General features: G+C 41.7%; 23 protein-coding genes and 5 tRNA genes. 26 read left to right on the forward strand and 2 right to left on the reverse strand.

The genetic code is table 11. The features are described 5' to 3' along the window. The first annotated feature begins 31 nt into the window (after positions 1–31). The 21 genes from ACFQ3Q_RS05920 to ACFQ3Q_RS06020 all read left to right on the forward strand — a co-directional run bounded on the left by ACFQ3Q_RS05920 (position 32) and on the right by ACFQ3Q_RS06020 (position 19502). Complete coding sequence (locus ACFQ3Q_RS05920; RefSeq protein WP_380743889.1) at positions 32–850, forward strand: ComEA family DNA-binding protein; 819 nt, start codon at positions 32–34, stop codon at positions 848–850. A 135-nt stretch (positions 851–985) separates the two neighbouring features. After that, positions 986–2155 carry an acyl-CoA dehydrogenase family protein gene (locus ACFQ3Q_RS05925; RefSeq protein ID WP_380743891.1) on the forward strand — a complete coding sequence of 390 codons (1170 nt, stop codon included), beginning with the start codon at positions 986–988 and terminating at the stop codon, positions 2153–2155. Positions 2156–2250: 95 nt separating this feature from the next. After that, positions 2251–2445, forward strand: a complete 195-nt coding sequence (rpsU, locus tag ACFQ3Q_RS05930; RefSeq protein WP_380743893.1) for a 30S ribosomal protein S21 — start codon at positions 2251–2253, stop codon at positions 2443–2445. 124 nt (positions 2446–2569) lie between these two features. After that, entirely contained in the window at positions 2570–3460 is an 891-nt protein-coding gene (locus ACFQ3Q_RS05935) for a tyrosine-type recombinase/integrase (protein WP_380743895.1), read from the forward strand. A 34-nt stretch (positions 3461–3494) separates the two neighbouring features. Next, entirely contained in the window at positions 3495–3797 is a 303-nt protein-coding gene (hpf, locus tag ACFQ3Q_RS05940) for a ribosome hibernation-promoting factor, HPF/YfiA family (protein ID WP_380743897.1), read from the forward strand. Between the two features lie 102 nt (positions 3798–3899). After that, positions 3900–3973 (forward strand) — tRNA-Thr (locus ACFQ3Q_RS05945). 209 nt (positions 3974–4182) lie between these two features. Beyond that, a tRNA-Tyr gene (locus tag ACFQ3Q_RS05950) sits at positions 4183–4265 on the forward strand. Between the two features lie 41 nt (positions 4266–4306). Continuing rightward, a tRNA-Gly gene (locus tag ACFQ3Q_RS05955) sits at positions 4307–4379 on the forward strand. Positions 4380–4583: 204 nt separating this feature from the next. Beyond that, positions 4584–4655: transfer RNA gene (locus ACFQ3Q_RS05960), tRNA-Thr, on the forward strand. A 58-nt stretch (positions 4656–4713) separates the two neighbouring features. Next, a complete protein-coding gene (gene tuf, locus ACFQ3Q_RS05965; RefSeq protein ID WP_380743899.1) occupies positions 4714–5901 on the forward strand; it encodes an elongation factor Tu in 1188 nt (395 codons plus the stop codon). Between the two features lie 58 nt (positions 5902–5959). Continuing rightward, positions 5960–6032: transfer RNA gene (locus ACFQ3Q_RS05970), tRNA-Trp, on the forward strand. Between the two features lie 18 nt (positions 6033–6050). Further along, complete coding sequence (gene secE / locus ACFQ3Q_RS05975; RefSeq protein ID WP_380743901.1) at positions 6051–6248, forward strand: preprotein translocase subunit SecE; 198 nt, start codon at positions 6051–6053, stop codon at positions 6246–6248. An 11-nt stretch (positions 6249–6259) separates the two neighbouring features. Then, a complete protein-coding gene (gene nusG / locus ACFQ3Q_RS05980; RefSeq protein ID WP_380743903.1) occupies positions 6260–6811 on the forward strand; it encodes a transcription termination/antitermination protein NusG in 552 nt (183 codons plus the stop codon). Between the two features lie 77 nt (positions 6812–6888). Continuing rightward, the gene (rplK, locus tag ACFQ3Q_RS05985) at positions 6889–7326 is read left to right on the forward strand and encodes a 50S ribosomal protein L11 (protein WP_380743905.1); all 438 of its coding nucleotides are present in this window, start codon (positions 6889–6891) and stop codon (positions 7324–7326) included. An 18-nt stretch (positions 7327–7344) separates the two neighbouring features. Further along, the gene (gene rplA / locus ACFQ3Q_RS05990; protein ID WP_380743907.1) at positions 7345–8043 is read left to right on the forward strand and encodes a 50S ribosomal protein L1; all 699 of its coding nucleotides are present in this window, start codon (positions 7345–7347) and stop codon (positions 8041–8043) included. A gap of 9 nt (positions 8044–8052) precedes the next feature. After that, on the forward strand, positions 8053–8574 hold the full coding sequence (rplJ, locus tag ACFQ3Q_RS05995) for a 50S ribosomal protein L10 (protein WP_380743909.1): 522 nt from the start codon (positions 8053–8055) through the stop codon (positions 8572–8574). 58 nt (positions 8575–8632) lie between these two features. Continuing rightward, positions 8633–9010 carry a 50S ribosomal protein L7/L12 gene (gene rplL, locus ACFQ3Q_RS06000; RefSeq protein ID WP_093113629.1) on the forward strand — a complete coding sequence of 126 codons (378 nt, stop codon included), beginning with the start codon at positions 8633–8635 and terminating at the stop codon, positions 9008–9010. Positions 9011–9143: 133 nt separating this feature from the next. Continuing rightward, positions 9144–12956 (forward strand): DNA-directed RNA polymerase subunit beta, encoded by a 3813-nt coding sequence (gene rpoB / locus ACFQ3Q_RS06005; RefSeq protein ID WP_380743911.1) that lies wholly within the window; start codon positions 9144–9146, stop codon positions 12954–12956. An 80-nt stretch (positions 12957–13036) separates the two neighbouring features. Beyond that, positions 13037–17338, forward strand: a complete 4302-nt coding sequence (rpoC, locus tag ACFQ3Q_RS06010) for a DNA-directed RNA polymerase subunit beta' (protein ID WP_380743913.1) — start codon at positions 13037–13039, stop codon at positions 17336–17338. A gap of 108 nt (positions 17339–17446) precedes the next feature. Beyond that, on the forward strand, positions 17447–17764 hold the full coding sequence (locus ACFQ3Q_RS06015; protein ID WP_380743915.1) for a DUF3467 domain-containing protein: 318 nt from the start codon (positions 17447–17449) through the stop codon (positions 17762–17764). 151 nt (positions 17765–17915) lie between these two features. Further along, positions 17916–19502 (forward strand): Ppx/GppA phosphatase family protein, encoded by a 1587-nt coding sequence (locus ACFQ3Q_RS06020; RefSeq protein ID WP_380743917.1) that lies wholly within the window; start codon positions 17916–17918, stop codon positions 19500–19502. Between the two features lie 31 nt (positions 19503–19533). Here the strand turns inward: ACFQ3Q_RS06020 and ACFQ3Q_RS06025 are convergent, their stop codons facing one another. Then, positions 19534–20955 carry an alanine/glycine:cation symporter family protein gene (locus ACFQ3Q_RS06025; RefSeq protein WP_380743919.1) on the reverse strand — a complete coding sequence of 474 codons (1422 nt, stop codon included), beginning with the start codon at positions 20953–20955 and terminating at the stop codon, positions 19534–19536. A 144-nt stretch (positions 20956–21099) separates the two neighbouring features. On the opposite strand from ACFQ3Q_RS06025, the gene ACFQ3Q_RS06030 reads away from it, so the two are divergent. Then, on the forward strand, positions 21100–21459 hold the full coding sequence (locus tag ACFQ3Q_RS06030; RefSeq protein WP_380743921.1) for an Mpo1-like protein: 360 nt from the start codon (positions 21100–21102) through the stop codon (positions 21457–21459). On the opposite strand, the gene ACFQ3Q_RS06035 is transcribed toward ACFQ3Q_RS06030, so the two are convergent. Continuing rightward, the gene (locus tag ACFQ3Q_RS06035; protein WP_380743923.1) at positions 21456–23045 is read right to left on the reverse strand and encodes a peptide chain release factor 3; all 1590 of its coding nucleotides are present in this window, start codon (positions 23043–23045) and stop codon (positions 21456–21458) included. The genes ACFQ3Q_RS06030 and ACFQ3Q_RS06035 overlap by 4 nt on opposite strands. A 229-nt stretch (positions 23046–23274) precedes the next feature. Here ACFQ3Q_RS06035 and ACFQ3Q_RS06040 point away from each other — a divergent pair, with 229 nt between their 5' ends. From ACFQ3Q_RS06040 to ACFQ3Q_RS06055, 4 genes are read left to right on the forward strand one after another with little or no spacing between them, the layout of a single operon-like run. Then, the gene (locus tag ACFQ3Q_RS06040) at positions 23275–24834 is read left to right on the forward strand and encodes an OmpA family protein (protein WP_380743925.1); all 1560 of its coding nucleotides are present in this window, start codon (positions 23275–23277) and stop codon (positions 24832–24834) included. A 52-nt stretch (positions 24835–24886) separates the two neighbouring features. Beyond that, positions 24887–25405: an isopentenyl-diphosphate Delta-isomerase gene (idi, locus tag ACFQ3Q_RS06045; RefSeq protein WP_380743927.1), complete on the forward strand. Its 519-nt coding sequence runs from the start codon at positions 24887–24889 to the stop codon at positions 25403–25405. Further along, positions 25402–25812 carry a 6-pyruvoyl trahydropterin synthase family protein gene (locus tag ACFQ3Q_RS06050; protein WP_380743928.1) on the forward strand — a complete coding sequence of 137 codons (411 nt, stop codon included), beginning with the start codon at positions 25402–25404 and terminating at the stop codon, positions 25810–25812. Before idi ends, ACFQ3Q_RS06050 begins: the two co-directional genes overlap by 4 nt. Position 25813: 1 nt before the next feature. Continuing rightward, on the forward strand, positions 25814–26275 hold the full coding sequence (locus ACFQ3Q_RS06055) for a peroxiredoxin (protein WP_380743930.1): 462 nt from the start codon (positions 25814–25816) through the stop codon (positions 26273–26275). The last annotated feature ends 43 nt before the right edge of the window (positions 26276–26318 follow it).

Here is a 26318-nt window from a genome sequence, read left to right on the forward strand (position 1 = left end):
CAGTAAGAGTCAACAAAATGGGATTTTTCTTTTGGTAGTAATTATAATCATCCTGCAATTGATTTACTTTTTTGCAGACTTTTCGGGGAATAAGGATGCTCATTTTTATGACCGGGAAGAGACTGAACGTTTGCAAAAAAAGCTGGACTCCATAAAGCAAATGCAGGCTTCGGAAGATAGTCTGAAGATTTATCCGTTTAACCCCAACTTCATTACCGATTTTAAGGGTTATTCCCTGGGGATGAGTATAGAGGAGATCGACAGGCTTCACGAATACCGGGCACAGGATAAATGGGTGAATTCTGCAGAAGACTTTCAAAAGGTAACAGGAATTTCTGATTCTCTTCTCCTGCGGATTTCTCCCTATTTTAAATTTCCGGAGTGGGTTAATAAAACGAATCCTTCAGTAAAAACTTTTCCTTCGGTTTCAAAAAAGAGGGAGGTTAGAGAATTAAGCGATTTAAATACAGCTTCAGAGGAGGCGCTCATTGAGATAGACGGGGTGGGGGAGGTGCTTTCGCAGCGTATTCTTAATTACCGAAATAAGATTGGCGGTTTTAGGGATATGATACAGTTAAAGGATGTGTGGGGACTAAATGCTGAACTTAGGGGAAAGATTGAACAAAGGTTCCGGATAGAGGAAAATTTAGAGTGGCATAAAGCCGGCATTAACAGTATCAGTGTTTTGGCGCTTGCTGAAATCCCTTATTTTAATTATGAACTTGCCCGTGAAATTATAGACTACAGATCTCTACGCGGAAGAATCCAATCTTTTGAGGAATTGTCAAAAATCAAAGACTTTCCTTCCGATAAAATCGATAGAATTAAATTATATTTGACCGTAGATTAATTTTTCGGAAAAAAACAGAATATCTTTAATTCGAGGTATATTCTCTCCCGAAATTTTAAAAATGGATTTATTTTAGCATAAGTTAAGGATGGCCGGGAATTTGACCGGTGGTAATTTTTAAATTGAGAAGATAGAATGAATACGATGTACTTTACGGAGGAACACGAACTTTTTAGAAAAAGCTTTAGAGATTTTCTGAAGAAAGAAGTGGTGCCTCATATAGACAAATGGGAAAAATCCGGAACTATCGAGCGTTTCATCTGGAAAAAATTCGGTGAAATGGGGTATTTTGGGCTTAATCAGCCGGAGGAATACGGAGGGATGAACCTGGACATCTTTTATACGGTGATCTTCCTGGAAGAACTTCAAAAGATCGATTCCGGCGGGTTTGCTGCGGCTATGTGGGCCCACGCTTACCTGGCAATGACGCACGTGAAGACCGAGGGAAGTCACGAGATCAAAGAAAAATATCTCGCCCCAAGTATAGACGGTGAGAAAATTGGCTGCCTTTGTATTACCGAGCCGTTTGGAGGTTCTGATGTGGCCGGAATGAAAACAACGGCCGTTGAGAAAGATGATAAATTCATCATTAATGGTTCCAAAACCTTTATTACCAACGGGGTGTATTCAGATTATTTAGTGGTAGCTGCAAAAACAGCTCCTGAGAAAGGGAATAAGGGAATGAGTATTTTTATAGTAGACAGGGATACTCCGGGAATTTCTTCCTCTAAACTGGATAAGCTGGGGTGGCGTGCTTCAGACACGGCTGAAATTGCTTTTGATAATGTTGAAGTGCCAGCCGAAAACCTGATGGGGGAAAGAGATAAAGGTTTCTCTTATATTATGCAGCATTTTGCAATGGAACGTTTAATAATGGGAATCAATGCGCACGCAAGAGCAGAATATGCCCTTGACTATGCCATTGGATATATGTCTGAACGGGAAGCTTTCGGAAGGACCATAGATAAATTTCAGGCTTTAAGACATTCGGTGGCCGATATGGCCAGTGAGGTGGAAATGTGTAAGGAGTTCAATTACTCGGTTGCTAAAAGATTGGGTGAGGGCACTTATGTGGTAAAAGAAGCGAGTATGTCTAAGCTTCTTTCTACGAAGATGGCAGATAAAGTGATCTATGAGTGTCTGCAGTTGCTGGGAGGCTATGGTTATATGGAGGACTATCCTATGGCCAGGTTATTCCGTGACAGTCGCCTCGGGCCAATTGGTGGGGGAACTTCGGAAATCCTACGGGAAATTATCGCCAAAATGGTAATCGATAAGAAGGAGTATAAGCCTGCTGCAAAATAATTTTAGGACAGGAATAAAAAAACAGGATAAGGGTTGTGGGTTTGCTTAATTGCATTATATTTGCAGCCTAATTTTTAAAGAAAGGAGGTGACACTATGTTAATAATACCAGTAAAAGACGGAGAGAATATTGATAGAGCGCTGAAGCGTTTCAAGAGAAAGTTTGATAAAACCGGAACTATGCGTCAATTGCGCGATCGTCAGCATTTCACGAAGCCGTCAGTAGAACGTAGGGCTCAAATCCAAAAAGCTGAATACATTCAGCACCTAAGAGATCAGGAAGAGATCTAAATCCTGAGCTCACCTCGAAAGAGGTTTTCAATTGGAAAATTTAAGGAAGCCCTGCTTCCTGGATTAAATATATAACTGTTGGTAAGCTAAAGTTTAATAACTTTGTTTGTCAACAGTTTTTTTTATGCCTTATTCTAAATTCCTTGAATATCTTCAGCTGGAGAAAAAATATTCGGTAAACACCCTTAAGGCTTACCGCGATGACCTCCGGTCCTTTTCAGAGTTTATAGATCAGAATTATGAGGGAAGTGAAGTAGAAGAGGTTAATTACCCTCAGGTTAGAAGCTGGATCGTCCTGCTGTCAGAAAACGGGATTTCCAACAGGAGTATAAACCGTAAGATCTCTTCCTTAAAGGCTTTTTACCGGTTCCTGCAGAAAACCGGCCAGATTGAGATCTCTCCTTTAACCAGGCACAAGCCGCTAAAGACATCCAGGAAGGTGCAGGTTCCTTTTTCGGAGATTGAGGTTGCGGATGTCCTGGAAAGCATAGATGTATCCAGTTATGAGGGTTTGCGGGATAAACTTATCATTGAACTTTTTTATTCTACCGGAATACGTCGTGAAGAACTTATTAATATCAAGCTGCAGGATCTTGATGTTGCTTCCGGTAATTTGAAGGTTTTAGGGAAGCGCCAAAAGGAGCGGTATATTCCTTTGCTGCCTTCAGTGGTAAAGACTTTGGAGGATTATCTTTCGAAACGCGAGTCTGTAAGCGGGGCTTCAGATTGCGAATTTCTCCTGATTTCTGTTAAAGGAGTTAAATTATATGAAAGCCTTGTTTATAGAATTATTAATAATTACTTTAGTAGGGTGTCTGGCAAAATAAAAAAGAGTCCTCATATCCTGAGGCATTCATTTGCAACACATTTATTGAACGAGGGCGCTAACCTAAATGCTGTAAAAGAACTGCTGGGGCATTCAAGTCTTGCTGCAACCCAGGTCTACACGCACAACAGTATTGCTGAACTAAGCAAAGCCCACAGGTTAGCCCACCCCCGAAGTAAAAAAAGCTAACTCAGCTGATTGTTTAATTTAAATTATTTAGGAGATGAAAGTAAATGTGCAGTCTGTAAACTTCAACGCCGATCAGAAACTGATTGACTTTATTCAAAAAAGATTAGATAAGTTGGAAACCTATTATGGTAAAATTGTGTATGCTGATGTTTTCTTAAAAGTGCAAAACACAAGTGGGAAAGAAAATAAAATTACAGAAGTTTTATTAAGTATTCCGGGCGGCGACCTGATGGTGAAAAAAACCTGTAAAAAGTTCGAAGAATGTGTAGATGAATGTGTTAGCGCATTGCAGCGACAGCTGGTGAAGCGCAAAGAAAAATTAAGTGCGCATGTTTAATTAATTTTTTCTCAGATTTATTTTGAGAAAGAAATAATTTATATACATTTGCAGTCCGTTAGAAATAGCGGACTTTTTTATGTTGAAAAAGCAGCGTAAAAGGCCGATGTAGCTCAGCTGGCTAGAGCAGCTGATTTGTAATCAGCAGGTCGTGGGTTCGAGTCCCTCCATCGGCTCTTGAAATTTTGAAGAAAGTGAAGTTTTGAAGTTTTTTTATTGGTAAAAAGCTGGTTTTAAACTCACTAAAAAAAGTTCTTAAAAATTTTAGAAAAATGCTTTGGATGGTGCTGAAAATTTCAGTTAATTTGCAGCCTTCAAAAAGCCATCATAAAGCTTAGTTGTGAAAGCAGCTATGGTTCTATGAAATAGTGGAAAGATTAAAATTGGGGAGATACTCAAGCGGCCAACGAGGACAGACTGTAAATCTGTTGGTTTTTACCTTCGCAGGTTCGAATCCTGCTCTCCCCACACAAATTTTTAAATAAGCAGAATAGTTGTTCTGTTTAATTGCGGGAGTAGCTCAGTTGGTAGAGCGTCAGCCTTCCAAGCTGAATGTCGCCGGTTCGAACCCGGTCTCCCGCTCTAATAAAAACAGCCTTGGTTGATAGCTGTTTTCTTTGTTTCGGTTTTCCTGATTGGATTTCCGGGATGTTAGAAAATATTCTTTCAGGTGCTGGTGCTCGCTTAAATGGGCTTTAGAAAATAATCCGTAAACCTCCATAGGTTTATGGTTATTGCTGTTTGTGACAGCGTGGTGTTGAGAATTCGATTTCTCGGTGCTGAACAGCCGACGTAGCTCAGGGGTAGAGCGTTTCCTTGGTAAGGAAGAGGTCACGAGTTCAAATCTCGTCGTTGGCTCTAGATTTTGTATAAAATTGAACACTAATATATAACTAAGATTAAATAAGTATTAATTATGGCAAAGGAAACTTATGATCGTTCCAAACCGCACCTTAATATTGGTACGATTGGACACGTAGATCACGGAAAAACGACTTTAACAGCAGCGATTACAAAAGTGATGGCTGATGCTGGATATTCTGAAGCTAGAGCTTTCGATCAAATTGATAACGCTCCTGAGGAAAAAGACAGAGGTATTACAATTAACTCTTCTCACGTAGAGTATCAGACTGAAAAACGTCACTATGCTCACGTTGACTGTCCTGGTCACGCCGATTATGTAAAGAACATGGTAACTGGTGCTGCTCAAATGGACGGTGCTATCCTTGTTGTGGCTGCTACTGACGGTCCTATGCCACAAACTCGTGAGCACATCCTTCTTGGACGCCAGGTTGGTATCCCAAGAATTGTTGTGTTCCTGAACAAAGTTGACCTTGTTGATGATGAGGAGCTTCTTGAGCTAGTTGAGATGGAAGTTAGAGATCTTCTTTCTTTCTATGAGTATGATGGTGATAATGGTCCTGTAATTTCAGGTTCTGCACTTGGAGCTCTTGAAGGTGATGAGAAGTGGGCTAAGTCTGTACTTGACCTTATGGAGGCAGTAGATAGCTGGATTGAACTTCCACAGCGTGATGTTGATAAGGATTTCTTGATGCCTATCGAAGATGTATTCTCTATTACCGGTCGTGGTACTGTTGCAACCGGTCGTATCGAAACTGGTGTTGCTAACACTGGAGATCCTGTAGAGATCATCGGTATGGGAGCTGGAAAACTTACTTCTACTATTACGGGAGTTGAGATGTTCCGTAAGATCCTTGATAGAGGTGAAGCTGGAGATAACGTAGGTATCCTTCTAAGAGGTATTGAAAAGACTCAGATCTCAAGAGGTATGGTAATCACTAAGCCTGGATCTGTAACTCCTCACGCTAAATTTAAAGCAGAGGTTTATATCCTTAAGAAAGAAGAAGGTGGGCGTCACACTCCATTCCATAACAACTACCGTCCTCAGTTCTACGTACGTACAACTGACGTAACAGGAACAATTAACCTTCCTGACGGAGTAGAAATGGTAATGCCAGGTGATAACCTTACAATTACTGTAGAGCTTATTCAGCCAATTGCAATGAATGTTGGACTACGTTTCGCTATTCGTGAAGGTGGTAGAACTGTAGGTGCTGGACAGGTTACTGAAATCTTAGACTAATTTAAGTCTTAATATAAAAAGGTATCCCGCTTAGGGCGGGATGCCTTCACTTATATTTACGGGTTTAGCTCAGTTGGTAGAGCACTGGTCTCCAAAACCAGGTGTCGGGAGTTCGAGCCTCTCAACCCGTGCAAATACTTTTTGGAAAAATGGCAGGAATTGTTAATTACATATCAGAATCTTATAACGAGTTAAAAAACCACGTTACCTGGACAAGTTGGCCCGAGGCGCAAAGACTTACAGTGCTAGTGGCTGTGTTTTCTATAATTTTTTCACTGGCAATTTGGGGTGTAGATACATTGTTCAGCTCGGCTATTGAGCAGTACTTCGAATGGATTAAATCTTAAATTAAGTAAGGATGGCAGAGGTTAAGGATAAAAAGTGGTATGTTGTTCGTGCCGTTAGTGGTCAGGAAAATAAAGTTAAGGAATATATAGAGAGAGAGATCTCACACCTTGGCCTTGAGGATTACGTTGCGCAGGTTTTAGTACCTACCGAGAAGGTAATCCAGATTAGAAAAGGTAAAAAGGTCAATAAAGAGCGTGTTTACTTTCCAGGTTATGTGATGATTCAGGCAAACCTTGGAGGGGAAATTCCTCATATTATAAAAGGTATCAACGGAGTGATCGGATTTCTAGGCGAAACAAAAGGAGGAGATCCTGTGCCGCTTAGAAAATCTGAGGTGAACAGAATGCTAGGTAAGGTAGATGAATTATCTGTTAAAGCCGACAATGTTGCGATCCCGTTCACTATTGGGGAGACCATTAAAGTGATTGATGGACCTTTTAACGGATTTAACGGAACCGTTGAAAAGATAAACGAAGAAAAGCGTAAGCTTGAGGTAATGGTTAAGATTTTCGGAAGAAAGACACCATTGGAATTGAGTTATATGCAAGTAGAGAAAGTATAAAAAATTACTGTTACATATTTTTTAGATAGTTTTTTAAAGCTTCCACTATAATAAACTATCACCTAAAAATTGAAAAAATGGCAAAAGAAGTAAGTAAAATTGTAAAACTACAAGTTCGCGGGGGTGCTGCTAACCCATCACCACCAGTTGGACCTGCTTTAGGTGCTGCCGGAGTGAATATCATGGAATTCTGTAAGCAATTCAATGGTAGAACTCAAGATAAACAAGGTAAAGTATTGCCTGTTAATATTACGGTTTATTCAGATAAGTCTTTCGACTTTGTGATTAAAACCCCTCCAGCAGCGGTGCAATTATTGGAAGCATCTAAAACTAAGAAAGGTTCAGGAGAACCTAACAGAAAGAAAATAGCAAGTGTTTCTTGGGATCAGGTTAGAGCAATTGCAGAAGACAAGATGCAGGATTTAAATGCATTTACTGTAGAATCTGCAATGAAAATGGTTGCCGGAACAGCACGTTCAATGGGAATAACTGTAAAAGGTGATGCACCGTTTTAATCCAAAAAGAAATTAGAAATGGCAAAATTAACTAAAAAGCAAAAAGAGGCTCAGTCTAAAATCGAAAGCGGTAAGACGTATTCGGTTGCAGAAGCTTCAGCTTTAATAAAAGAAGTTTCCAACGAGAACTTTGATGCTTCTGTGGATTTAGCGGTTCGTTTGAATGTAGATCCTAGGAAAGCTAACCAGATGGTGAGAGGTGTAGTAACTCTTCCTCACGGTACTGGTAAAGATGTTAAGGTGTTGGCTTTGGTGACTCCTGATAAAGAGGAGGAAGCAAAAGAAGCCGGTGCAGATTACGTTGGACTTGACGAATACCTTGAGAAAATCAAAGGTGGATGGACAGATGTTGATGTAATTATCACTATGCCTAGTGTAATGGGTAAATTAGGGCCTTTAGGTCGTGTTTTAGGACCAAGAGGTTTAATGCCTAACCCTAAGACCGGGACGGTAACTATGGATATCGCTAAAGCGGTTTCTGATGTTAAGGCCGGTAAAATTGACTTTAAAGTTGATAAAACAGGGATCGTACACGCAGGTATCGGGAAAGCATCATTCGACGCTGAAAAACTTGCAGGTAATGCAAAGGAATTATTAACTACGCTGGTAAAGTTGAAGCCTCAGGCTGCCAAAGGTGTTTATATAAAGAGTATTCATATCTCTAGCACCATGAGCCCGAGTGTAGCAATTGACACTAAAAGGTTTACTGAGCAATAATTTAGTATTATGACAAGAGAAGAAAAATCACAAGTAATAAAAGATTTAACTGCCCAGTTAGCTGATACTTCAACAATTTATTTAGCAGATATCTCTGGTTTGGATGCCGGAACAACTTCTAATTTGAGAAGAGCTTGTTTCAAAGCAGACATCAAGTTATCGGTAGTTAAAAATACATTGCTGGCTAAAGCTATGGATGCAGCCGAAAAAGATTTTGGTGAGCTTCCTGAAGTTTTGAAAGGCAATACCTCGATAATGATCTCTGAAACCGGAAACGCTCCGGCCAAAGTGATCAAAGAATTCAGAAAGAAAAATGAGAAACCAATCCTTAAAGGTGCTTTTGTAGATGAAGCTATCTATGTGGGAGACGACTATCTTGAGACTCTGGTTAATATCAAGTCTAAAGAAGAAGTTATTGGTGACATCGTTGGATTACTACAATCTCCTGCTAAGAATGTTGTTTCAGCACTTAAGTCAGGTGGCGGTAAACTTTCAGGAATTCTTAAAACCCTTTCTGAAAAGGAAGGCTAAGATAGTACGCACTTTTTAACAATTATAAATTAAAACACACATTTTAAAACGATAGAAAATGGCAGATTTAAAAGATTTCGCAGAACAATTGGTTAACTTAACCGTAAAAGAAGTAAACGAGTTAGCTGATATTTTAAAAGAAGAATATGGAATTGAGCCTGCAGCTGCTGCTGTAGCTGTAGCTGGTGGTGCTGCTGCCGGTGGTGGTGAAGAAGCTGAAGAGCAAACAGAATTCGACGTAATTCTTAAAGCTCCAGGTGGATCTAAACTAGCCGTAGTAAAACTAGTTAAAGAACTAACAGGACTTGGTCTTAAAGACGCTAAGGAATTAGTAGATGGTGCTCCAAAACCAGTAAAAGAAGGAGTTGCTAAAGACGAAGCTGAAGCATTAAAAGCTCAATTAGAAGAAGCAGGAGCTGAGGTTGAGCTTAAATAAGCTTGACACAAGCAATATTATTTAGGTTTAGACCTCAGGATACGCTCCTGAAGGTCTAAACCCTTTTGCGTATATAGAGCCACAACTTTATATCGCACCCGTTATTTTATATAAATTATAATTCCGTCCATTGATGTTAGCAAAGCAAACTGAAAGATTGAGTTTCTCTTCTGTGAAGAACAGACCTGACTACCCGGACTTTTTGGATATCCAAATTAAGTCGTTTCAGGATTTCTTTCAATTAGAAACCAAATCAGAAGAGCGGGGGAATGAAGGGCTTTATAATACCTTCCTGGAAAATTTCCCTATTACGGATACCCGTAATCAATTCGTACTAGAATTTTTAGATTATTTTGTTGACCCGCCAAGATATTCCATCCAGGAATGTATAGAGCGTGGGTTAACCTACAGTGTACCGCTTAAAGCTAGATTAAAGCTTTATTGTACCGACCCAGAACACGAAGATTTTGAAACCATCGTACAGGACGTTTATTTGGGAACTATCCCTTATATGACTCCTAGTGGGACTTTTTGCATCAACGGTGCCGAGCGTGTAGTAGTTTCTCAGTTACACCGTTCGCCCGGAGTTTTCTTTGGACAATCTTTCCATGCAAATGGAACCAAACTTTATTCTGCCCGTGTGATTCCTTTTAAAGGATCCTGGATAGAATTTGCTACCGATATCAACAGCGTGATGTACGCTTATATCGATAGAAAGAAAAAATTACCTGTTACTACACTTTTCCGTGCCATAGGTTTTGAACGCGATAAAGACATTCTTGAAATTTTTGACCTTGCAGAAGAGGTTAAAGTTTCTAAAACAGGACTTAAAAAAGTATTGGGCCGTAAACTGGCCGCTCGTGTATTGAACACCTGGTATGAAGATTTCGTAGATGAGGATACAGGAGAAGTGGTTTCTATTGAAAGAAACGAGATTGTTCTTGATCGTGATACCGAGCTTGAAAAAGAGCACATAGAGGAAATACTTGAAACCGGTTCTAAAACTATCCTTCTTCACAAAGAGGATAATTCTACCGGAGATTATGCTATAATCCACAACACTCTTCAAAAGGACCCTACAAACTCTGAGAAAGAGGCTGTAGAGCACATCTATCGTCAGTTGCGTAATGCTGAACCGCCAGATGAAGAGACGGCACGTGGAATTATTGATAAACTGTTCTTCTCAGACCAGCGTTACAGCTTAGGCGAAGTTGGTCGTTACAGAATGAACAAGAAACTTGGTCTTGATGTGGCTATGGATAAGCAGGTGCTTACCAAAGAAGACATCATTACCATTGTTAAATACTTAATAGAGCTTATTAACTCTAAAGCTGAGATTGATGATATTGACCACCTTTCTAACCGTCGTGTTAGAACCGTAGGTGAGCAGCTGTCTCAGCAATTTGGTGTTGGACTTGCCCGTATGGCAAGAACCATCCGTGAGCGTATGAACGTTCGTGACAATGAGGTGTTTACCCCAATTGACTTGATTAACGCGAAGACCTTATCTTCTGTAATCAACTCGTTCTTTGGTACTAACCAGCTGTCTCAGTTTATGGACCAGACCAACCCGCTTGCAGAGATCACGCACAAGCGTCGTCTTTCAGCCCTTGGGCCAGGTGGTCTTTCAAGAGAGAGAGCAGGTTTCGAGGTTCGTGACGTTCACTATACTCACTACGGAAGGCTGTGTCCTATAGAAACACCTGAAGGTCCGAACATTGGTCTGATCTCTTCTCTTTCTGTTTACTCTAAAGTTAACGGAATGGGCTTCATTGAAACTCCATACCGTAAAGTAGACAATGGGAAAATCAACATTTCGGAAGAGCCAATTTACCTTAGTGCTGAAGAGGAAGAAGGTAAGATGATCGCCCAGGCGAACATTCCTACCAAAGATGACGGAACTATAGACTCTGAAAGGGTAATTGCCCGTATGGAAGGTGACTTCCCGGTTGTGGATCCTAAAGAGGTTCATTATACCGATGTTGCGCCAAACCAGATCTCTTCGATCTCGGCTTCGCTTATTCCGTTCCTAGAACACGATGATGCGAACCGTGCCCTGATGGGATCTAACATGATGCGCCAGGCAGTACCATTGTTAAGAGCAGATTCTCCAATTGTGGGTACCGGTCTTGAAAGACAGGTGGCTACTGACTCCAGAGTATTGATCAATGCAGAAGGAGAGGGAGAAGTAGAATATGTAGACGCTCAGCAAATTACCATTAAGTACGACCGTACAGAGGAAGAAAGAATGGTAAGTTTCGACGGCGATTCTAAGACTTATAGCCTTATTAAATTCCGTAAAACCAACCAGGGAACCTCTATCAACCTTAAACCAATTGTTAGGGTAGGAGACAGGGTTACCAAAGGCCAGGTTTTATGTCAGGGATATGCTACTGAAAACGGAGAGCTTGCTCTTGGTAGAAATATGAAGGTTGCATTTATGCCTTGGAAAGGTTACAACTTTGAGGATGCGATCGTGATATCAGAGAAAGTGGTAAGAGATGATATTTTTACCTCTATCCACATTGATGAATATTCACTTGAAGTTAGAGATACAAAACTGGGTAATGAAGAATTGACCAATGATATTCCTAACGTTTCTGAAGAGGCTACTAAAGACCTTGATGAGCACGGAATGATAAGGGTTGGAGCCGAGGTTAAACCTGGTGATATCCTGATTGGTAAAATTACTCCTAAAGGAGAAAGTGATCCTACTCCTGAAGAGAAATTACTTAGAGCCATCTTTGGTGATAAAGCCGGAGATGTTAAAGATGCCTCTTTAAAAGCTTCTCCTTCCTTGAGCGGGGTGGTGATCAACAAGAAGTTGTTCGCACGTGCCATCAAGGACAAGCGTAAGAGAGCACAGGATAAAGAAGATGTTGCTGCATTAGAGAAGAAGTACGAAGCCAAATTCGCTGTTCTTAAGTCTGAACTGGTTGAAAAGCTTTTCGCCATTATCGGTGGTAAGACAGCTCAGGGTGTACAGAATGATTTAGGAGAAGAGGTATTGCCAAAAGGTAAGAAATACACTCTTAAGATGTTGAATTCGGTAGACGATTATACCCACCTTACTCAGGGTACCTGGACTACCGATGATCACCTGAACGCTTTGGTGGCAGATCTTCTGCATAATTACAAGATCAAGGAAAACGATCTTCAGGGGAACCTGAGAAGAGAGAAGTTCACCATCTCTGTTGGAGATGAGCTTCCGTCAGGTATCCTTAAGCTTGCTAAGGTTTACATCGCTAAGAAACGTAAGCTGAAAGTAGGTGATAAGATGGCGGGACGTCACGGTAACAAAGGTATTGTTGCAAGAATCGTTCGCCAGGAAGATATGCCGTTCCTTGAAGACGGAACACCGGTAGATATCGTGTTGAACCCACTTGGGGTACCATCACGTATGAACATCGGTCAGATTTACGAAACTGTACTTGGATGGGCCGGAGAGAAGCATGGTAAGAAATATGCTACTCCTATCTTTGACGGTGCTACAATCGATGAGATCAACGAACTTACCGATAGTGCCGGAATCCCGAGATATGGTCACACTTATCTTTATGATGGTGGAACAGGTGAACGTTTTGACCAACGTGCTACAGTAGGTATTATCTATATGCTGAAACTAGGACATATGATCGAGGACAAAATGCACGCTCGTTCTATTGGACCATACTCACTTATTACCCAGCAGCCGCTTGGTGGTAAGGCACAGTTTGGTGGTCAGCGTTTTGGTGAGATGGAGGTATGGGCACTTGAGGCTTATGGAGCATCAAGCACCCTGCGTGAGATCTTAACCGTAAAATCTGATGACGTGATAGGAAGGGCGAAGACCTACGAGGCAATCGTTAAGGGTGAGCCTATGCCGGAACCGGGATTACCAGAATCTTTCAACGTACTTATGCACGAACTGAAAGGTCTTGGCCTGGATATTAAATTAGAAGAATAATATACTGTTTTTATTACCGGGGTGTTTCGGCACCCCGTTTAAAACAGGGTTTTCACAATAATTAGATAGCAGCATTTATTATGGCTAGAAATAATGATAAGAATACAGTACAGAGATTTGATAAAATCTCTATCGGTTTGGCTTCTCCTGAGTCCATCCTCGCGGAATCTCGTGGTGAAGTTCTAAAACCGGAAACTATCAATTATCGTACGCACAAACCAGAGCGTGACGGGTTGTTCTGTGAGCGTATTTTTGGTCCTGTAAAGGATTACGAATGTGCCTGTGGAAAATATAAGAGAATACGCTACAAGGGGATCGTGTGTGACCGTTGTGGGGTAGAGGTAACAGAGAAGAAGGTACGTAGAGACCGTGTTGGGCACATCAACTTGGTAGTTCCTGTAGCACATATCTGGTATTTCCGTTCTTTACCAAACAAAATAGGGTACTTGCTTGGTCTTCCTTCCAAGAAACTGGATATGATTATTTACTACGAACGTTACGTAGTAATCCAACCGGGTAATGCCAAGAATGAAGAAGGTGAGCCATTGAAGAAAATGGACTTCCTTACTGAAGAAGAATATCTTAATATTATAGATGAACTTCCTCAGGAAAATCAATATTTAGAAGACAGCGACCCAAACAAGTTCATCGCTAAGATGGGGGCTGAATGCCTTATTGAAATTCTTAAGAGAATAGATCTTAACGAACTTTCTTATGAGTTAAGACACAAGGCAAACAACGAAACTTCAAAGCAACGTAAAACTGAAGCCCTTAAACGTCTTCAGGTTGTTGAAGCACTTCGTGACGCGAACAAGAACCGTGAAAATCTTCCGGAATGGATGATTATGAAAGTAGTACCTGTAATTCCGCCGGAATTACGCCCATTGGTGCCTCTTGATGGTGGTCGTTTCGCAACATCAGACCTGAACGATCTTTACAGAAGGGTTATTATCCGTAATAACCGTCTGAAAAGACTTATGGAAATAAAAGCTCCTGAAGTGATTTTACGTAACGAGAAACGTATGCTTCAGGAATCGGTAGATTCACTATTCGATAACACAAGAAAATCTTCAGCGGTAAAAACAGACTCTAACCGTCCGTTAAAATCGCTTTCAGACTCACTTAAAGGTAAGCAGGGGCGTTTCCGTCAGAACTTACTTGGTAAGCGTGTTGATTATTCTGCACGTTCTGTAATTGTTGTGGGACCTGAGCTGAAGATGTTTGAATGTGGTCTTCCAAAGAATATGGCTGCTGAACTTTACAAGCCTTTCGTGATCAGAAAACTGATCGAAAGAGGTATTGTAAAGACCGTAAAATCAGCCAAGAAAATAATAGACAAGAAAGAGCCTGTAGTATGGGATATCCTGGAGAACGTTCTTAAAGGACACCCAGTATTGCTTAACCGTGCTCCTACGCTTCACCGTCTTGGTATCCAGGCATTCCAGCCTAAACTTATCGAGGGTAAAGCTATCCAATTGCACCCGTTAGCGTGTACGGCATTCAACGCCGACTTCGACGGTGACCAGATGGCGGTTCACCTTCCGTTAGGACCGGAGGCTATTCTTGAAGCTCAGCTGTTGATGCTGGCATCTCACAACATTCTTAACCCTGCCAATGGTTCTCCAATTACGGTACCATCTCAGGATATGGTTCTTGGTCTTTACTATATGACCAAGCCTAAGAAATCTACCGATGAAGAAAAAGTGACTGGTGAAGGCCTTACTTTCTATTCGGCAGAAGAAGTTGTGATTGCTTACAACCAGAAGAGAGTAGACCTTAATGCGATCATCAAGATACGTGCTAAGGATTATAACGACAAAGGAGAACTGGTTTACCAGATCATCGAAACTACTGTTGGTAGAGTACTGTTCAATGAAACTGTTCCTGAAAAGGCCGGTTATATCAACGACGTGCTTACCAAGAAAACGCTTCGTGAGATCATTGGTAAGATCCTTAAAATTACCAGCGTACCTGAAACTTCAGAATTCCTTGACAAGATCAAATCTCTTGGATATGGGTTCGCATTCCGCGGTGGTCTTTCATTCAGCTTAGGAGATATTATTATCCCTGAAGAAAAGCAGTCAATGATCGACGAGGCCAACGAGCAGGTTGAAGGTATTATTGGTAACTATAATATGGGTCTTATTACCAATAACGAACGTTATAACCAGGTAATTGATATCTGGACCTCGACCAACGCCGGTCTTACCGAATTGGCTATGAAGCGAATTCGTGAAGACAAGCAAGGATTCAACTCTGTATATATGATGCTTGACTCCGGAGCGCGTGGTTCTAAAGAACAGATTCGTCAGCTTACCGGTATGCGTGGTCTTATGGCCAAGCCTAAGAAATCGAACTCCGGTGGAGGTGAGATTATTGAAAACCCGATTCTTTCTAACTTTAAGGAGGGTCTTTCAATTCTTGAATACTTTATCTCTACTCACGGTGCTCGTAAAGGTCTGGCCGATACCGCACTTAAAACAGCCGATGCTGGTTATTTAACCCGTCGTCTGGTAGATGTTTCACAGGATGTTATTGTAAATGAAGAGGATTGTGGAACGCTTAGAGGTGTGGAAGTTAGACCACTTAAGAAGAACGAAGAAATCGTTGAATCTCTGGGAGAGCGTATTTTAGGACGTATTTCTTTGAATGATGTGAAAAACCCGTCTACCGATGAATTATTGGTAGCCGCCGGTGATGAGATCACTGAAGAGATCGTAGAGAAGATAAACGAGGCTCCTATAGAAAGCGTTGAAGTACGTTCTCCGCTAACTTGTGAGGCTAAGAAAGGAATTTGTGTGAATTGTTACGGTAGAAACCTTGCGACCAATAAACTGGTACAGAGAGGTGAAGCCGTGGGTGTTGTAGCAGCTCAGTCTATTGGTGAGCCTGGTACACAGCTTACCCTTCGTACCTTCCACGTGGGTGGTATTGCCGGGAACATTTCAGAAGAAAATAAACTTGAGGCTAAATTCGACGGTATCGCCGAAATTGAAGACCTTAAAGTAGTAAAAGGTGAAGCACCTGACGGAGGAACATCTGATATTGTGATCTCGCGTACTGCCGAGCTTAAGATCAAAGATAAGAAGACCGGTGTGGTATTGAGTAACAATAACATTCCTTACGGTTCAGAGATCTTTATCAAAGACGGAGCTACTGTAAGCAAAGGCGATGTGATCTGTCAATGGGATCCATATAACGGGGTGATCATTTCTGAATTCGCCGGTAAGATCAAGTACGAAAATGTAGAACAGGGTGTAACTTACCAGGTTGAAATAGATGAGCAGACAGGATTCCAGGAAAAAGTAATTTCTGAATCCAGAAACAAGAAACTTATCCCAACCCTTCATATCTTAGGTAAGAAGGATGAGGTGATACGTTCTTATAACCTGCCTGTAGGAGCTCACCTTATGGTAGACAACGAAGAAAAGATCAAGGTAGGTAAGATCCTTGTTAAGATTCCACGTAAATCTTCTAAAGCAGGGGATATTACCGGTGGTCTTCCAAGGGTAACCGAATTGTTCGAAGCACGTAACCCTTCTAACCCTGCTGTAGTAAGTGAGATAGACGGTGTTGTTTCCTTCGGTAAGATCAAGCGTGGTAACCGTGAGATCATCGTTGAGTCTAAACTTGGAGAGGTTAAGAAATACTTAGTGAAGTTATCTAACCAGATCCTTGTTCAGGAAAACGATTATGTTCGTGCAGGTATGCCGCTTTCTGATGGATCTACCACTCCTGAAGATATTCTGAACATTAAAGGACCAAATGCTGTACAACAGTACCTTGTAAATGAAGTTCAGGAAGTATATAGGCTACAGGGTGTGAAGATTAACGATAAGCACTTTGAAGTTGTGGTGCGTCAGATGATGCGTAAAGTACGTATTGTTGATCCGGGTGATACTATTTTCTTAGAGAATCAGCTTGTTCATAAATCAGATTTCATCGAGGAGAACGATAAGATCTTCGGAATGAAGGTGATCGAAGATGCAGGAGATTCTGAAAATCTTAAGCCAGGCCAGATCATCACTCCAAGAGAACTTAGAGACGAGAACTCTATTCTTAGAAGAGAAGACAAGAATCTTGCAACTGCAAGAGACGTGACCGCGGCAACAGCTACTCCGGTACTTCAGGGTATTACGAGAGCATCGCTTCAAACTAAATCATTCATCTCGGCTGCTTCCTTCCAGGAAACAACCAAGGTACTGAATGAGGCTGCGGTAAGCGGTAAGATCGACAGACTTGAAGGTCTTAAGGAGAACGTAATTGTAGGTCATAAAATACCTGCAGGTACGGGAATGCGTGAATACGACAGCATTATTGTTGGTTCTAAAGAAGAATTCGACGAAATGCTTGAGAAGAAACAGGAAGTTAATTTTAACTAATCCTAATAGATCAGGGCCGCAATTTGCGGCCCTGCTTTTTTATACAAACACAGATCCCGGTTTAACACCGGGATTTTTTGTACTTTTATTTTATTAAATGAAATTATTATGAGCGAAGAAAAAAAGCAGCCTAAGAAAGGACAGATCAATATAGAACTTGACGAAAGCGTGGCAGAAGGGACCTATTCCAATCTTGCCATCATCAACCATTCGGTTTCAGAATTTGTTGTGGATTTTGTGAATATTATGCCGGGAAAACCCAAAAGCAAGGTGAAATCCCGAATTATCTTGACTCCGCAACACGCCAAAAGACTGCTGAAAGCCCTTGGAGATAATATAGACCGGTTTGAGAAGGCCCACGGCGAGATCAGGGATTATGAAAAATCTCCTATCCCGTTGAATTTTGGTCCTACTGGTCAGGCTTAACCCCATATACCTTTAAGAGAAAAAAGAGTCCCGAAATTCACGAATTTCAGGACTCTTTTTTTGTTCACAGGTTCTACTAAACAACTGGCGTAATTTCGGGACTTAGATTAAAATTGAGTAACTTAGGTTTAATTCAAATAAAACCTCTTATATGACATCCTCGTCTCAGGAAGTAAATTCAGGACCCGCGAAACGCATAGCTGCAATAGATCTTGGCACCAATTCCTTCCACGCCGTTTTGGTGGATATATATCCCGATGGAAGTTTTAGAACCATAGATAAGCTTAAAGAGATGGTGATCCTGGCAGAAAAGGGTATGGAAAACCGGCTTAGTCGCGATGCGATGGACCGGGGGCTGGAAGCCCTGAAAAGGATTAAATTCCTATGCGACAGTCAGAATGTGGAAACTATTCTTGCATTTGCCACCAGTGCCATAAGAGAGGCAGAGAACGGAGGAGATTTTATTCAGGAAGTGAAGGAGTATACGGGGGTTAAAGTGCGGGCGATCTCCGGGAAAATGGAGGCTGAAATGATAGGCTTTGCCGTCCGCCACGGGGTGGTGCTTTCAGATGAAATGGTGCTGATGATAGATGTTGGAGGCGGGAGCGTGGAATTTATTGTAGGCAATAATGAAGAGCTTATTTATTTTACCAGTTTAAAACTAGGGGTGGCCAGGATGGCGGCCCAATTTGTTTCTTCAGACCCTATTTCTGAAGATGATATTACAAGTCTCAGGAAGCATTTCAGTAAGCAGCTTGCCGAAGTTGCGCAAGTGGTTCAGAAACATAAGGTGAAGACTATTATTGGTTCCTCCGGAACTATGGAGAATATCGGAGCTATGATCGCCAGCCGGAAATCACTTACGGCTAATATGACCCTTAATGAACTGGAGTTTTCAGCGGATGATTTTCTCGAATTTTATGAGGATTTCATTGGTCTTAAGAGAAAGAAACGAAAGAAAATAAAGCAGCTCGAGGAAAAGAGGATCGATATTATCAACCCTGGCGTTGTTCTTTTAAAATATCTCATAGAGGAGTTCAATATTGAAAGCCTGCGCATTTCTGAGTCTGCGCTTCGTGAAGGGATGATCCTTAAATATATCAAGGAGCAGAAGGAGAAGCTGAATCTTGATCTTTTGGCTCATTTTGAAGATCCCAGAAAAAGGAGTGTCTATGAGCTGCTTAGAAAAACCAACTGGCCTGAAGCGCACTCCAAGCATGTGGCGGATTTTGCATTGCAGATATTCGATGTTTTCCAGGATGAACTTCGGCTTGAAGATTCAGACCGGGACTTACTGGAATACGCGACCTTAATGCACGATATAGGCTATTATATCTCTTACAGGAAGCATCACAAACACGCATTATATCTTATTCGGCATTCGGAACTCCTTGGGTTTAAGGAGGATGAAATTGATATTATGGCCAATGTTGCGAGGTACCATAGGAAGTCAACTCCCAAGAAGAAGAAACATAAATTGTATAAAAGACTTTATAAGTCGTCCAGAAAAAAGGTCAAGAAGTTATCAGGGATTCTGCGGGTGGCTGATGGTCTGGACAGAAGTCATTATCAGAATGTGCAGAAATTAGAGATCCAAAATGAAAAAGATCTCGTGAAATTATTAATTACAACCTATGGTGATCCAGAACTCGAGATCTGGGGATGCCTGAGAAAAGCTGACCTTTTTGAAAAGGTCACAGGCAAGAAACTTGAAGTATATGCAGTAGCTGAAGAATAAAACCCCACAATCAATCCTGTGAGGTTTTTAATTATTCTGAACGTTCCCGAATAGTTTCTGGTTCCGGTTGTGAGGTGACCGGTTTATCCTTGTATTTTTTGAAATAGACCTTAGCTCGTTCCATAACTTTTGGCGCAAGGATAAGGGTTGCGATCATAGTGGGGATAGCCATTAATGCAAAAAATCCGTCAATGAGATTGATCATCATACTCAGCGAGGTAGTTGCCCCCAGCATTATGCTGATGATATAAAAATAGTTGTACCAGTGCTTTCTTTCAGCACCAATTAAAAAAGAAAGGCATTTGGTTCCGTAGTACGAAAATGAAAAAAGCGAAGAGATACTGAAAGCTGCAATACAAAGCAGAAGCAGGTAATCTCCAACATAAGGAATAGAGTCACTGAAGGCTGCTGCCGTAAGGCTTACTCCGTTGGCATCACTGGTTTGCCATACCCCGGTTACGAGAATGCTCAGGGCAGTCAAAGTACATACAACAAGTGTGTCTATAGCCGGACCGAGCATTGCAACAAGTCCTTCTCTTATAGGTTCAGAGGTTTTACTTGCCCCGTGAGCCATTGTCGCCGTTCCTATACCTGCTTCGTTAGAGAAAGCACCCCTGCGTATCCCAAGAATGATAAGTCCGCCAACAAGGCCTCCAAAGAGCGGTTCGCCCTGGTAGTTGTTGGCGGCAAAGGCATCTGTAAAGATCATTCCAAGATAGTTTGGTAATTCCTGAATGTTCACAACAAGAATAATAAGCACCGAGAAAAAATAAAGAGCGACCATCGCGGGAACCAGCTTAGAAACCGTACGGCTAATTCTGTAAAGCCCTCCAAGGATTACGATAGAGGTAATAATGGTCAGGATAAGCCCGATAATGAAATTGGTGGTAAAACCCTGCGGAACATTATTCGGTTCTAAAAGGATGAAATTGATAGCCTGGGTAAGCTGATTCACATTGAATACCGGAAGGGCACCTATTAATCCAGCCACGCTGAAAAATACAGCAAGGACTTTCCATTTTTTTCCGAGTCCTTCGGTGATGAAATACATTACCCCGCCCTGAATATTTCCCTGGGTGTCTTTTCCTCTGTACATTACAGCAAGGCTGTTGGTGAAGAATTTCGTGGCCATTCCTACAATGGCGCTTATCCAAAGCCAAAACACTGCACCAGGACCACCTAAGGCAATAGCCACGGCAACACCGGCAATGTTCCCCATTCCTACGGTAGAGGAGAGGGCAGTGGATAAGGCCTGAAAATGATTGATCTCACCCGGATCGTTAGGGTTGTTATATTTTCCGCGCAAGAGGTCTATGGAATGACCTAAGTGACGAAAAGGAAGAAATCGTGATAAAACTAAAAGGTATAAGCCGCCGCCAATGAGCAAAATAACTAGAGGGAGTCCCCAAACGGCAGAGGCAAACTGAGAAATGATCTCATTTAACTGGTTCATAAAAGACGGGTTTATGCTGAAAATATATGAAATTAACTTCTATTTAAGGCTGCTGCTTCTGGTCTTTATATTTTGGGGTTTCTTATGGGTTTTAAATCAACGGGTTATGAGTTTTTTCGGTCCCGGTTATCCAAACCATAACTAATGAATAAAAATGTTTACTTTAGAGTAAACATCCTGGTTATGGCTGAAAGAATTAGATCTTACTCTGAATTTTACCAATTCTATTTGTCGGAACATCAGAATACCACCAGTCGTATTCTCCACTTTATCGGTACTTTCCTGGTCTTTGTTTTGGTATTCCAGGCCATATTTTACGGCTGGGGCTGGAAATGGATCTTTGTGCCTCTTGTAGGTTATGGGTTTGCCTGGATTGGCCACGCTTTATTTGAAAAGAACAAACCTGCAACCTTCAAGTATCCGCTATGGAGCCTCATCTCAGATTTCAAATTATTCTTTGAGATCCTTGCTGGGAAAAGGAGTTTTAATTCAAAAAAGGATTAAAATTCTGAAGTAAAGTGGAATTTAATTGACGGATATTTTTGCTGTGTCATCTGTAAAGAGAACTGTGAGTCGGCAAGGAATACAAGTTGCCCTCTTTTATCCTTCGCAAGGAATTTTGCCTTAACCCTTTTGAAGTCCTTAAATTCTTCGCTTTTCTCATCTTCCGGTTCCACCCAGGTGGCTTTATAAACATTCAGGTTTTCATAGGTACACTTGGCCCCGTATTCGTGCTCGAGTCGGTACTGGATCACCTCGAACTGAAGTGCCCCTACGGTTCCTATAACCTTCCGGTTGTTCATTTCAAGTTTGAAAAGCTGCGCAACACCTTCGTCCATCAATTGGTCGATTCCTTTATCCAGTTGTTTGGATTTCATAGGATCAGCATTGTTGATGTAGCGGAAATGTTCCGGCGAGAAGCTTGGGATTCCACGGTAATTAAGGGACTCGCCTTCGGTAAGGGTGTCACCTATCTTAAAGTTCCCGGTGTCGTGCAGGCCTACGATGTCCCCGGGATAGGAAACATCCACAATCTCTTTCCTTTCTGCAAAGAAGGCATTCGGGCTGGAGAATTTCAGGTTCTTATTATTTCTAACGTGTAAATAGGCCTTATTCCTTTCGAATTTACCCGAAACAATTTTCACGAAGGCCAAACGGTCCCTGTGTTTAGGGTCCATATTGGCGTGGATCTTAAATACGAATCCTGTGAATTTATCTTCTTCCGGCTTTACTTCCCTGGTGTCACTTTCTTTGGGACGCGGTGCGGGAGCAATATTGATGAAACAGTCCAGTAATTCCCTAACCCCAAAGTTATTTAAAGCCGATCCGAAAAATACAGGCTGCAGGTCTCCTTTTAAATAAGCTGCCTTATTAAATTCAGGATACACTCCCTGGGCAAGTTCAAGCTCCTCCCTCAGATTGTCGGCGGCTTCACTGCCTATAAGTTCATCAAGCTCTTCAGTGTTAAGGTCAGAAACCTCTATGGTATCTTCAATATCTTTACGTGGATCTCCGGTAAAAAGGTTGACGTTCTTTTCCCAGATATTATAGATCCCTTTAAAGTCATATCCCATTCCTATCGGGTAGCTTAATGGCGTAACGGTGAGGTTCAGTTTTTGTTCAATCTCATCAAGAAGCTCGAATGCATCCTTACCTTCACGGTCAAGTTTATTGATAAAAACGATCATCGGGATGTTGCGCATTCTGCAAACCTCCACGAGTTTTTCGGTCTGCTCCTCCACACCTTTCGCGACATCGATAACCACGATCACGCTGTCTACGGCGGTAAGAGTTCTGAAGGTATCTTCTGCAAAATCCTTGTGTCCCGGAGTATCCAGGATATTGATCTTATTATCCTTGTAATTAAAGGCTAAAACAGAGGTGGCAACCGAGATCCCTCTTTGTCGTTCGATCTCCATAAAGTCACTCGTAGCACCTTTTTTGATCTTATTGGATTTCACGGCGCCGGCTTCCTGGATGGCCCCTCCAAAAAGGAGTAGTTTCTCGGTAAGTGTTGTTTTACCGGCATCAGGGTGAGAGATAATACCAAAGGTTCTACGTCTGTTTATTTCTTTTTGAAAGCTCTTCATTACTGGATATTTGAGGCGCAAAAATACTATTATTTTAAGGAATTTCAGCCAGATTTTCCGGGTGAATTTCTACAGGTCTAACGGTGATTTGTGTCTTTGGTCGGAGATTGTGAATAAACATTTCTCTATCTTTGTAGGTAGTGGCTCAATCCAAACAATAATGGGGATTTTCAGAAAATACCTGCCGGGTTTATTAGTGTTGATAACGATACTGTTTTCATCAATGCTAATGGCGCAATCCCAAATGAAAGTCATTCCTGAAGGCTCCTATCTCATCAATATGGGGCTGAGTCCTCAAACCCATTCCAATGCCCTTAAACCATACGGATTGCTTTACGATCTTCTGAATAACTACCAGGTTGAGGTAGAATGGGTGATCAGGCCCGGCAAGAAGAAGGATGAAACGGACTTTGCTCACGATGATACGGCATACAGGTCCGGTTCTTTTGTTATTCCGGTATCTTATATTTCAGATGAAGTAGCACAAAGAATTAGAGAATGGGAGAAAAAGGGAGTGGCAGGAAGCTACTCAAAGTCTTCTATGAATTTGCCTGTTTTTACATCCCTTTCTGTTGCGCCCAAATGGACCTTGGATAAGGAGAACGGGAGCATAGCGTTGCCTTTTTTCCAGGCTGCTGAAATACCCTCATCGGCTTATGGGGGTTCAAGCTCAGAAGGTTGGAAAGATCCTTCTGAGCTTGGGGTATGTGACGATATTTTCGTGATGCCACACGCCGATCCTAAATTTGAAACTCATAAAAATCTTTATTTCTGGAATAGGGATTATAAAGGAGCAATCTGGGCCGGTTGCAGGGCAGTAAGCACGTTGGAGAATATTAAGGGCAGGGATGCTGATGAGAACAAGGGTTCCGGAAAACTCATTCAGCTTAATTTTCTTTCCGCCGGTTTTGCCGGGGCTCCAAGTGCGGGACTTGTTCCGTATTATGACCACAGGAATGCCACGCCCCCTTACACTCATCTTTTTCCTCATGATCCGGTGGCGCAATACCTGGGTAGTACAGATAAAGCCCATTTAAATGGGTCTGAAAGGGTGTATTTTCCGAAGGCAATAAATTTATGGCGGGAGGAGACAAAAAGGCTTGTTATAGATCCCGATGCACCTGATATTCCTTCAAAATCGAAAGGGGAGGCAGCGATGATCGTATATGGTCACGCCTTTGGCAACCCCAGGAATGGAATGGTGATGTATGAGGGAGGGCATAGCATCTATGGTTCCGGCCCCGAATATATCGCCGCGATGCGGGCTTTCTTTAACTGGAGCTTTTATACGACCGAAATAAAAAGAAAGGAAAATCTTATAAAATTTCAGGCCTACGGAAAAGACAAGACCATTGTTGCTGCCAGAGTGGGAGATGATCTCACCAGGGTCCTGAACCTGGATCCTATTCATTTTGATCTTGATAAAGCCCAGATAAGAGAAAACGATAAGGAAGGCCTGGAGGCTATTGTTCAGTTTATGAAAGAGCATCCCGCTTTATTACTGGACATCAGGTCTCATACCGACAGTCGGGCGGCCGATGCCTATAATCTTGAACTGTCCCGGGAAAGGGTAAAAGCGACGATCGCTTATTTTACGGCCCAGGGAATAGATGCCGAAAGGCTGTCAGGAAGAGGATACGGGGAGACCGAACTCCTTAATGATTGTAGTAACGGGAAGCCTTGCAGTGAAAGGAAACACGAACTGAACAGAAGGTCAGAATTCATTCTTTCCATAGATTGCAGGCTTTATGCAGAGCTCGGGGAAAACGCAAGATTATCAGCTGAGTAAGCTGTTGTGAAAGCTTGGGCCTATTTTGTACATTTGAGCTTCAAAAAAAGAAATGGGAAAGGAAAAAGTAATATTAGTTAATGAAAAGGATGAGCAGATCGGATTGATGGAGAAGATCGAAGCTCACGAAAAGGCCTTGCTTCACCGTGCTTTTTCGGTGTTTGTTTTTAATAAAAAGGGAGAGTTGATGATCCAGCAACGTGCTCTTTCAAAATACCACTCTCCCGGGCTGTGGACCAATACCTGCTGCAGTCACCAGAGGGAAGGAGAAAGCAATGTTGCTGCCGGAAAGAGAAGGTTAATGGAAGAAATGGGCTTTACCACAGATCTTAAGGATACCATTTCATTTATCTATAAAGCTCCTTTTGATAACGGACTTACCGAACACGAATATGACCATATTCTTGTAGGGGATTATGAAGCAGATCCGGACCCGAATCCGGAAGAAGTGGCTGCCTGGAAATGGATGTCTTTAGAGGACATCAAACAGGATATGAAAGATAATCCTTCGGTTTATACAGAATGGTTTAAGATTATATTCGACAAATATTATTCAACTATAGAGCAATGAGATTGACCGTACACAGGAAGGCTCACTTTAATGCTGCCCACCGGCTTTTCCGGAAGGATTGGAGCGATGCCAAAAATGAGGCTGTTTTTGGTAAATGCAGCAACCCGAATTATCACGGGCATAATTATGAGCTGGTGGTATCGGTTACAGGAGAGATCGATCAGGAAACTGGATTTGTGATGGATCTTAAGCAGTTAAAGGATCTTATTTATGAAGAGGTGGAGGTTCCTTTTGATCATAAGAACCTGAATGTTGAGGTGGAAGAATTTAAAGAATTGAATCCTACAGCCGAAAACATATCGGTGGTTATCTGGAATAAATTGCGTAAAAAACTAAAGGAATCTCTCGCTCTTGAAGTAACACTATATGAAACCCCGCGCAATTTTGTAAGCTATAAAGGAGAGTAATATGTCATTGAATATTGGAGATGAGGTTCCTGAGCTGGAACTTAAGGATAAGAACGGAGAGCTGTTCAGTTTTAAAGATTTAAAGGGAGAGCAGGCATTTGTGGTCTATTTTTATCCTAAGGATTTCACCCCGGGCTGCACTAAAGAAGCCTGTAGTTTCAGAGACCGGTATGAAGATTTCAAGGATCTGGGGGCTGAGGTCATCGCCATTAGTTCAGATTCTGAAGCTTCCCATTCTAAATTCAGCGAGAAATATAAGCTTCCATTTATATTTCTTTCAGACACGGAAAAAGAGGCCAGGAAAGCATTTGGAGTGAAATCATCCTTCCTCGGGCTGGTGCCCGGAAGAGAGACCTTTGTCTTTGATGAAAATGGAATTCTAAGGTTTAGGTTTAATAGTATGAATGCGACCAGGCATATTCCCGAGGCACTTGAGGCTCTGCGGGAAATCTCAAAGAATTAAGGGAAGAATAAAAAATCAAGTTTCTGGTCTTTCATATCAAAAA

It is taken from the genome of Salegentibacter chungangensis, assembly GCF_042678405.1.
GTDB lineage: Bacteria > Bacteroidota > Bacteroidia > Flavobacteriales > Flavobacteriaceae > Salegentibacter_A > Salegentibacter_A chungangensis.

Bases quoted from the DNA above. Each gene is read 5' to 3' on its own strand.
- ACFQ3Q_RS05935 (WP_380743895.1), top strand. From the start codon at position 2,570: ATGCCTTATTCTAAATTCCTTGAATATCTTCAGCTGGAGAAAAAATAT.
- ACFQ3Q_RS06015 (WP_380743915.1), top strand. From the start codon at position 17,447: ATGAGCGAAGAAAAAAAGCAGCCTAAGAAAGGACAGATCAATATAGAA.
- ACFQ3Q_RS06035 (WP_380743923.1), bottom strand. From the start codon at position 23,045: ATGAAGAGCTTTCAAAAAGAAATAAACAGACGTAGAACCTTTGGTATT.
- rplA (WP_380743907.1), top strand. From the start codon at position 7,345: ATGGCAAAATTAACTAAAAAGCAAAAAGAGGCTCAGTCTAAAATCGAA.
- rplL (WP_093113629.1), top strand. From the start codon at position 8,633: ATGGCAGATTTAAAAGATTTCGCAGAACAATTGGTTAACTTAACCGTA.
- hpf (WP_380743897.1), top strand. From the start codon at position 3,495: ATGAAAGTAAATGTGCAGTCTGTAAACTTCAACGCCGATCAGAAACTG.
- rpoC (WP_380743913.1), top strand. From the start codon at position 13,037: ATGGCTAGAAATAATGATAAGAATACAGTACAGAGATTTGATAAAATC.
- rpsU (WP_380743893.1), top strand. From the start codon at position 2,251: ATGTTAATAATACCAGTAAAAGACGGAGAGAATATTGATAGAGCGCTG.
- secE (WP_380743901.1), top strand. From the start codon at position 6,051: ATGGCAGGAATTGTTAATTACATATCAGAATCTTATAACGAGTTAAAA.
- ACFQ3Q_RS06020 (WP_380743917.1), top strand. From the start codon at position 17,916: ATGACATCCTCGTCTCAGGAAGTAAATTCAGGACCCGCGAAACGCATA.
- nusG (WP_380743903.1), top strand. From the start codon at position 6,260: ATGGCAGAGGTTAAGGATAAAAAGTGGTATGTTGTTCGTGCCGTTAGT.
- ACFQ3Q_RS05925 (WP_380743891.1), top strand. From the start codon at position 986: ATGAATACGATGTACTTTACGGAGGAACACGAACTTTTTAGAAAAAGC.
- rplK (WP_380743905.1), top strand. From the start codon at position 6,889: ATGGCAAAAGAAGTAAGTAAAATTGTAAAACTACAAGTTCGCGGGGGT.
- rplJ (WP_380743909.1), top strand. From the start codon at position 8,053: ATGACAAGAGAAGAAAAATCACAAGTAATAAAAGATTTAACTGCCCAG.
- ACFQ3Q_RS06040 (WP_380743925.1), top strand. From the start codon at position 23,275: ATGGCGCAATCCCAAATGAAAGTCATTCCTGAAGGCTCCTATCTCATC.
- tuf (WP_380743899.1), top strand. From the start codon at position 4,714: ATGGCAAAGGAAACTTATGATCGTTCCAAACCGCACCTTAATATTGGT.
- ACFQ3Q_RS06025 (WP_380743919.1), bottom strand. From the start codon at position 20,955: ATGAACCAGTTAAATGAGATCATTTCTCAGTTTGCCTCTGCCGTTTGG.
- ACFQ3Q_RS06055 (WP_380743930.1), top strand. From the start codon at position 25,814: ATGTCATTGAATATTGGAGATGAGGTTCCTGAGCTGGAACTTAAGGAT.
- ACFQ3Q_RS06050 (WP_380743928.1), top strand. From the start codon at position 25,402: ATGAGATTGACCGTACACAGGAAGGCTCACTTTAATGCTGCCCACCGG.
- idi (WP_380743927.1), top strand. From the start codon at position 24,887: ATGGGAAAGGAAAAAGTAATATTAGTTAATGAAAAGGATGAGCAGATC.
- rpoB (WP_380743911.1), top strand. From the start codon at position 9,144: ATGTTAGCAAAGCAAACTGAAAGATTGAGTTTCTCTTCTGTGAAGAAC.
- ACFQ3Q_RS06030 (WP_380743921.1), top strand. From the start codon at position 21,100: ATGAATAAAAATGTTTACTTTAGAGTAAACATCCTGGTTATGGCTGAA.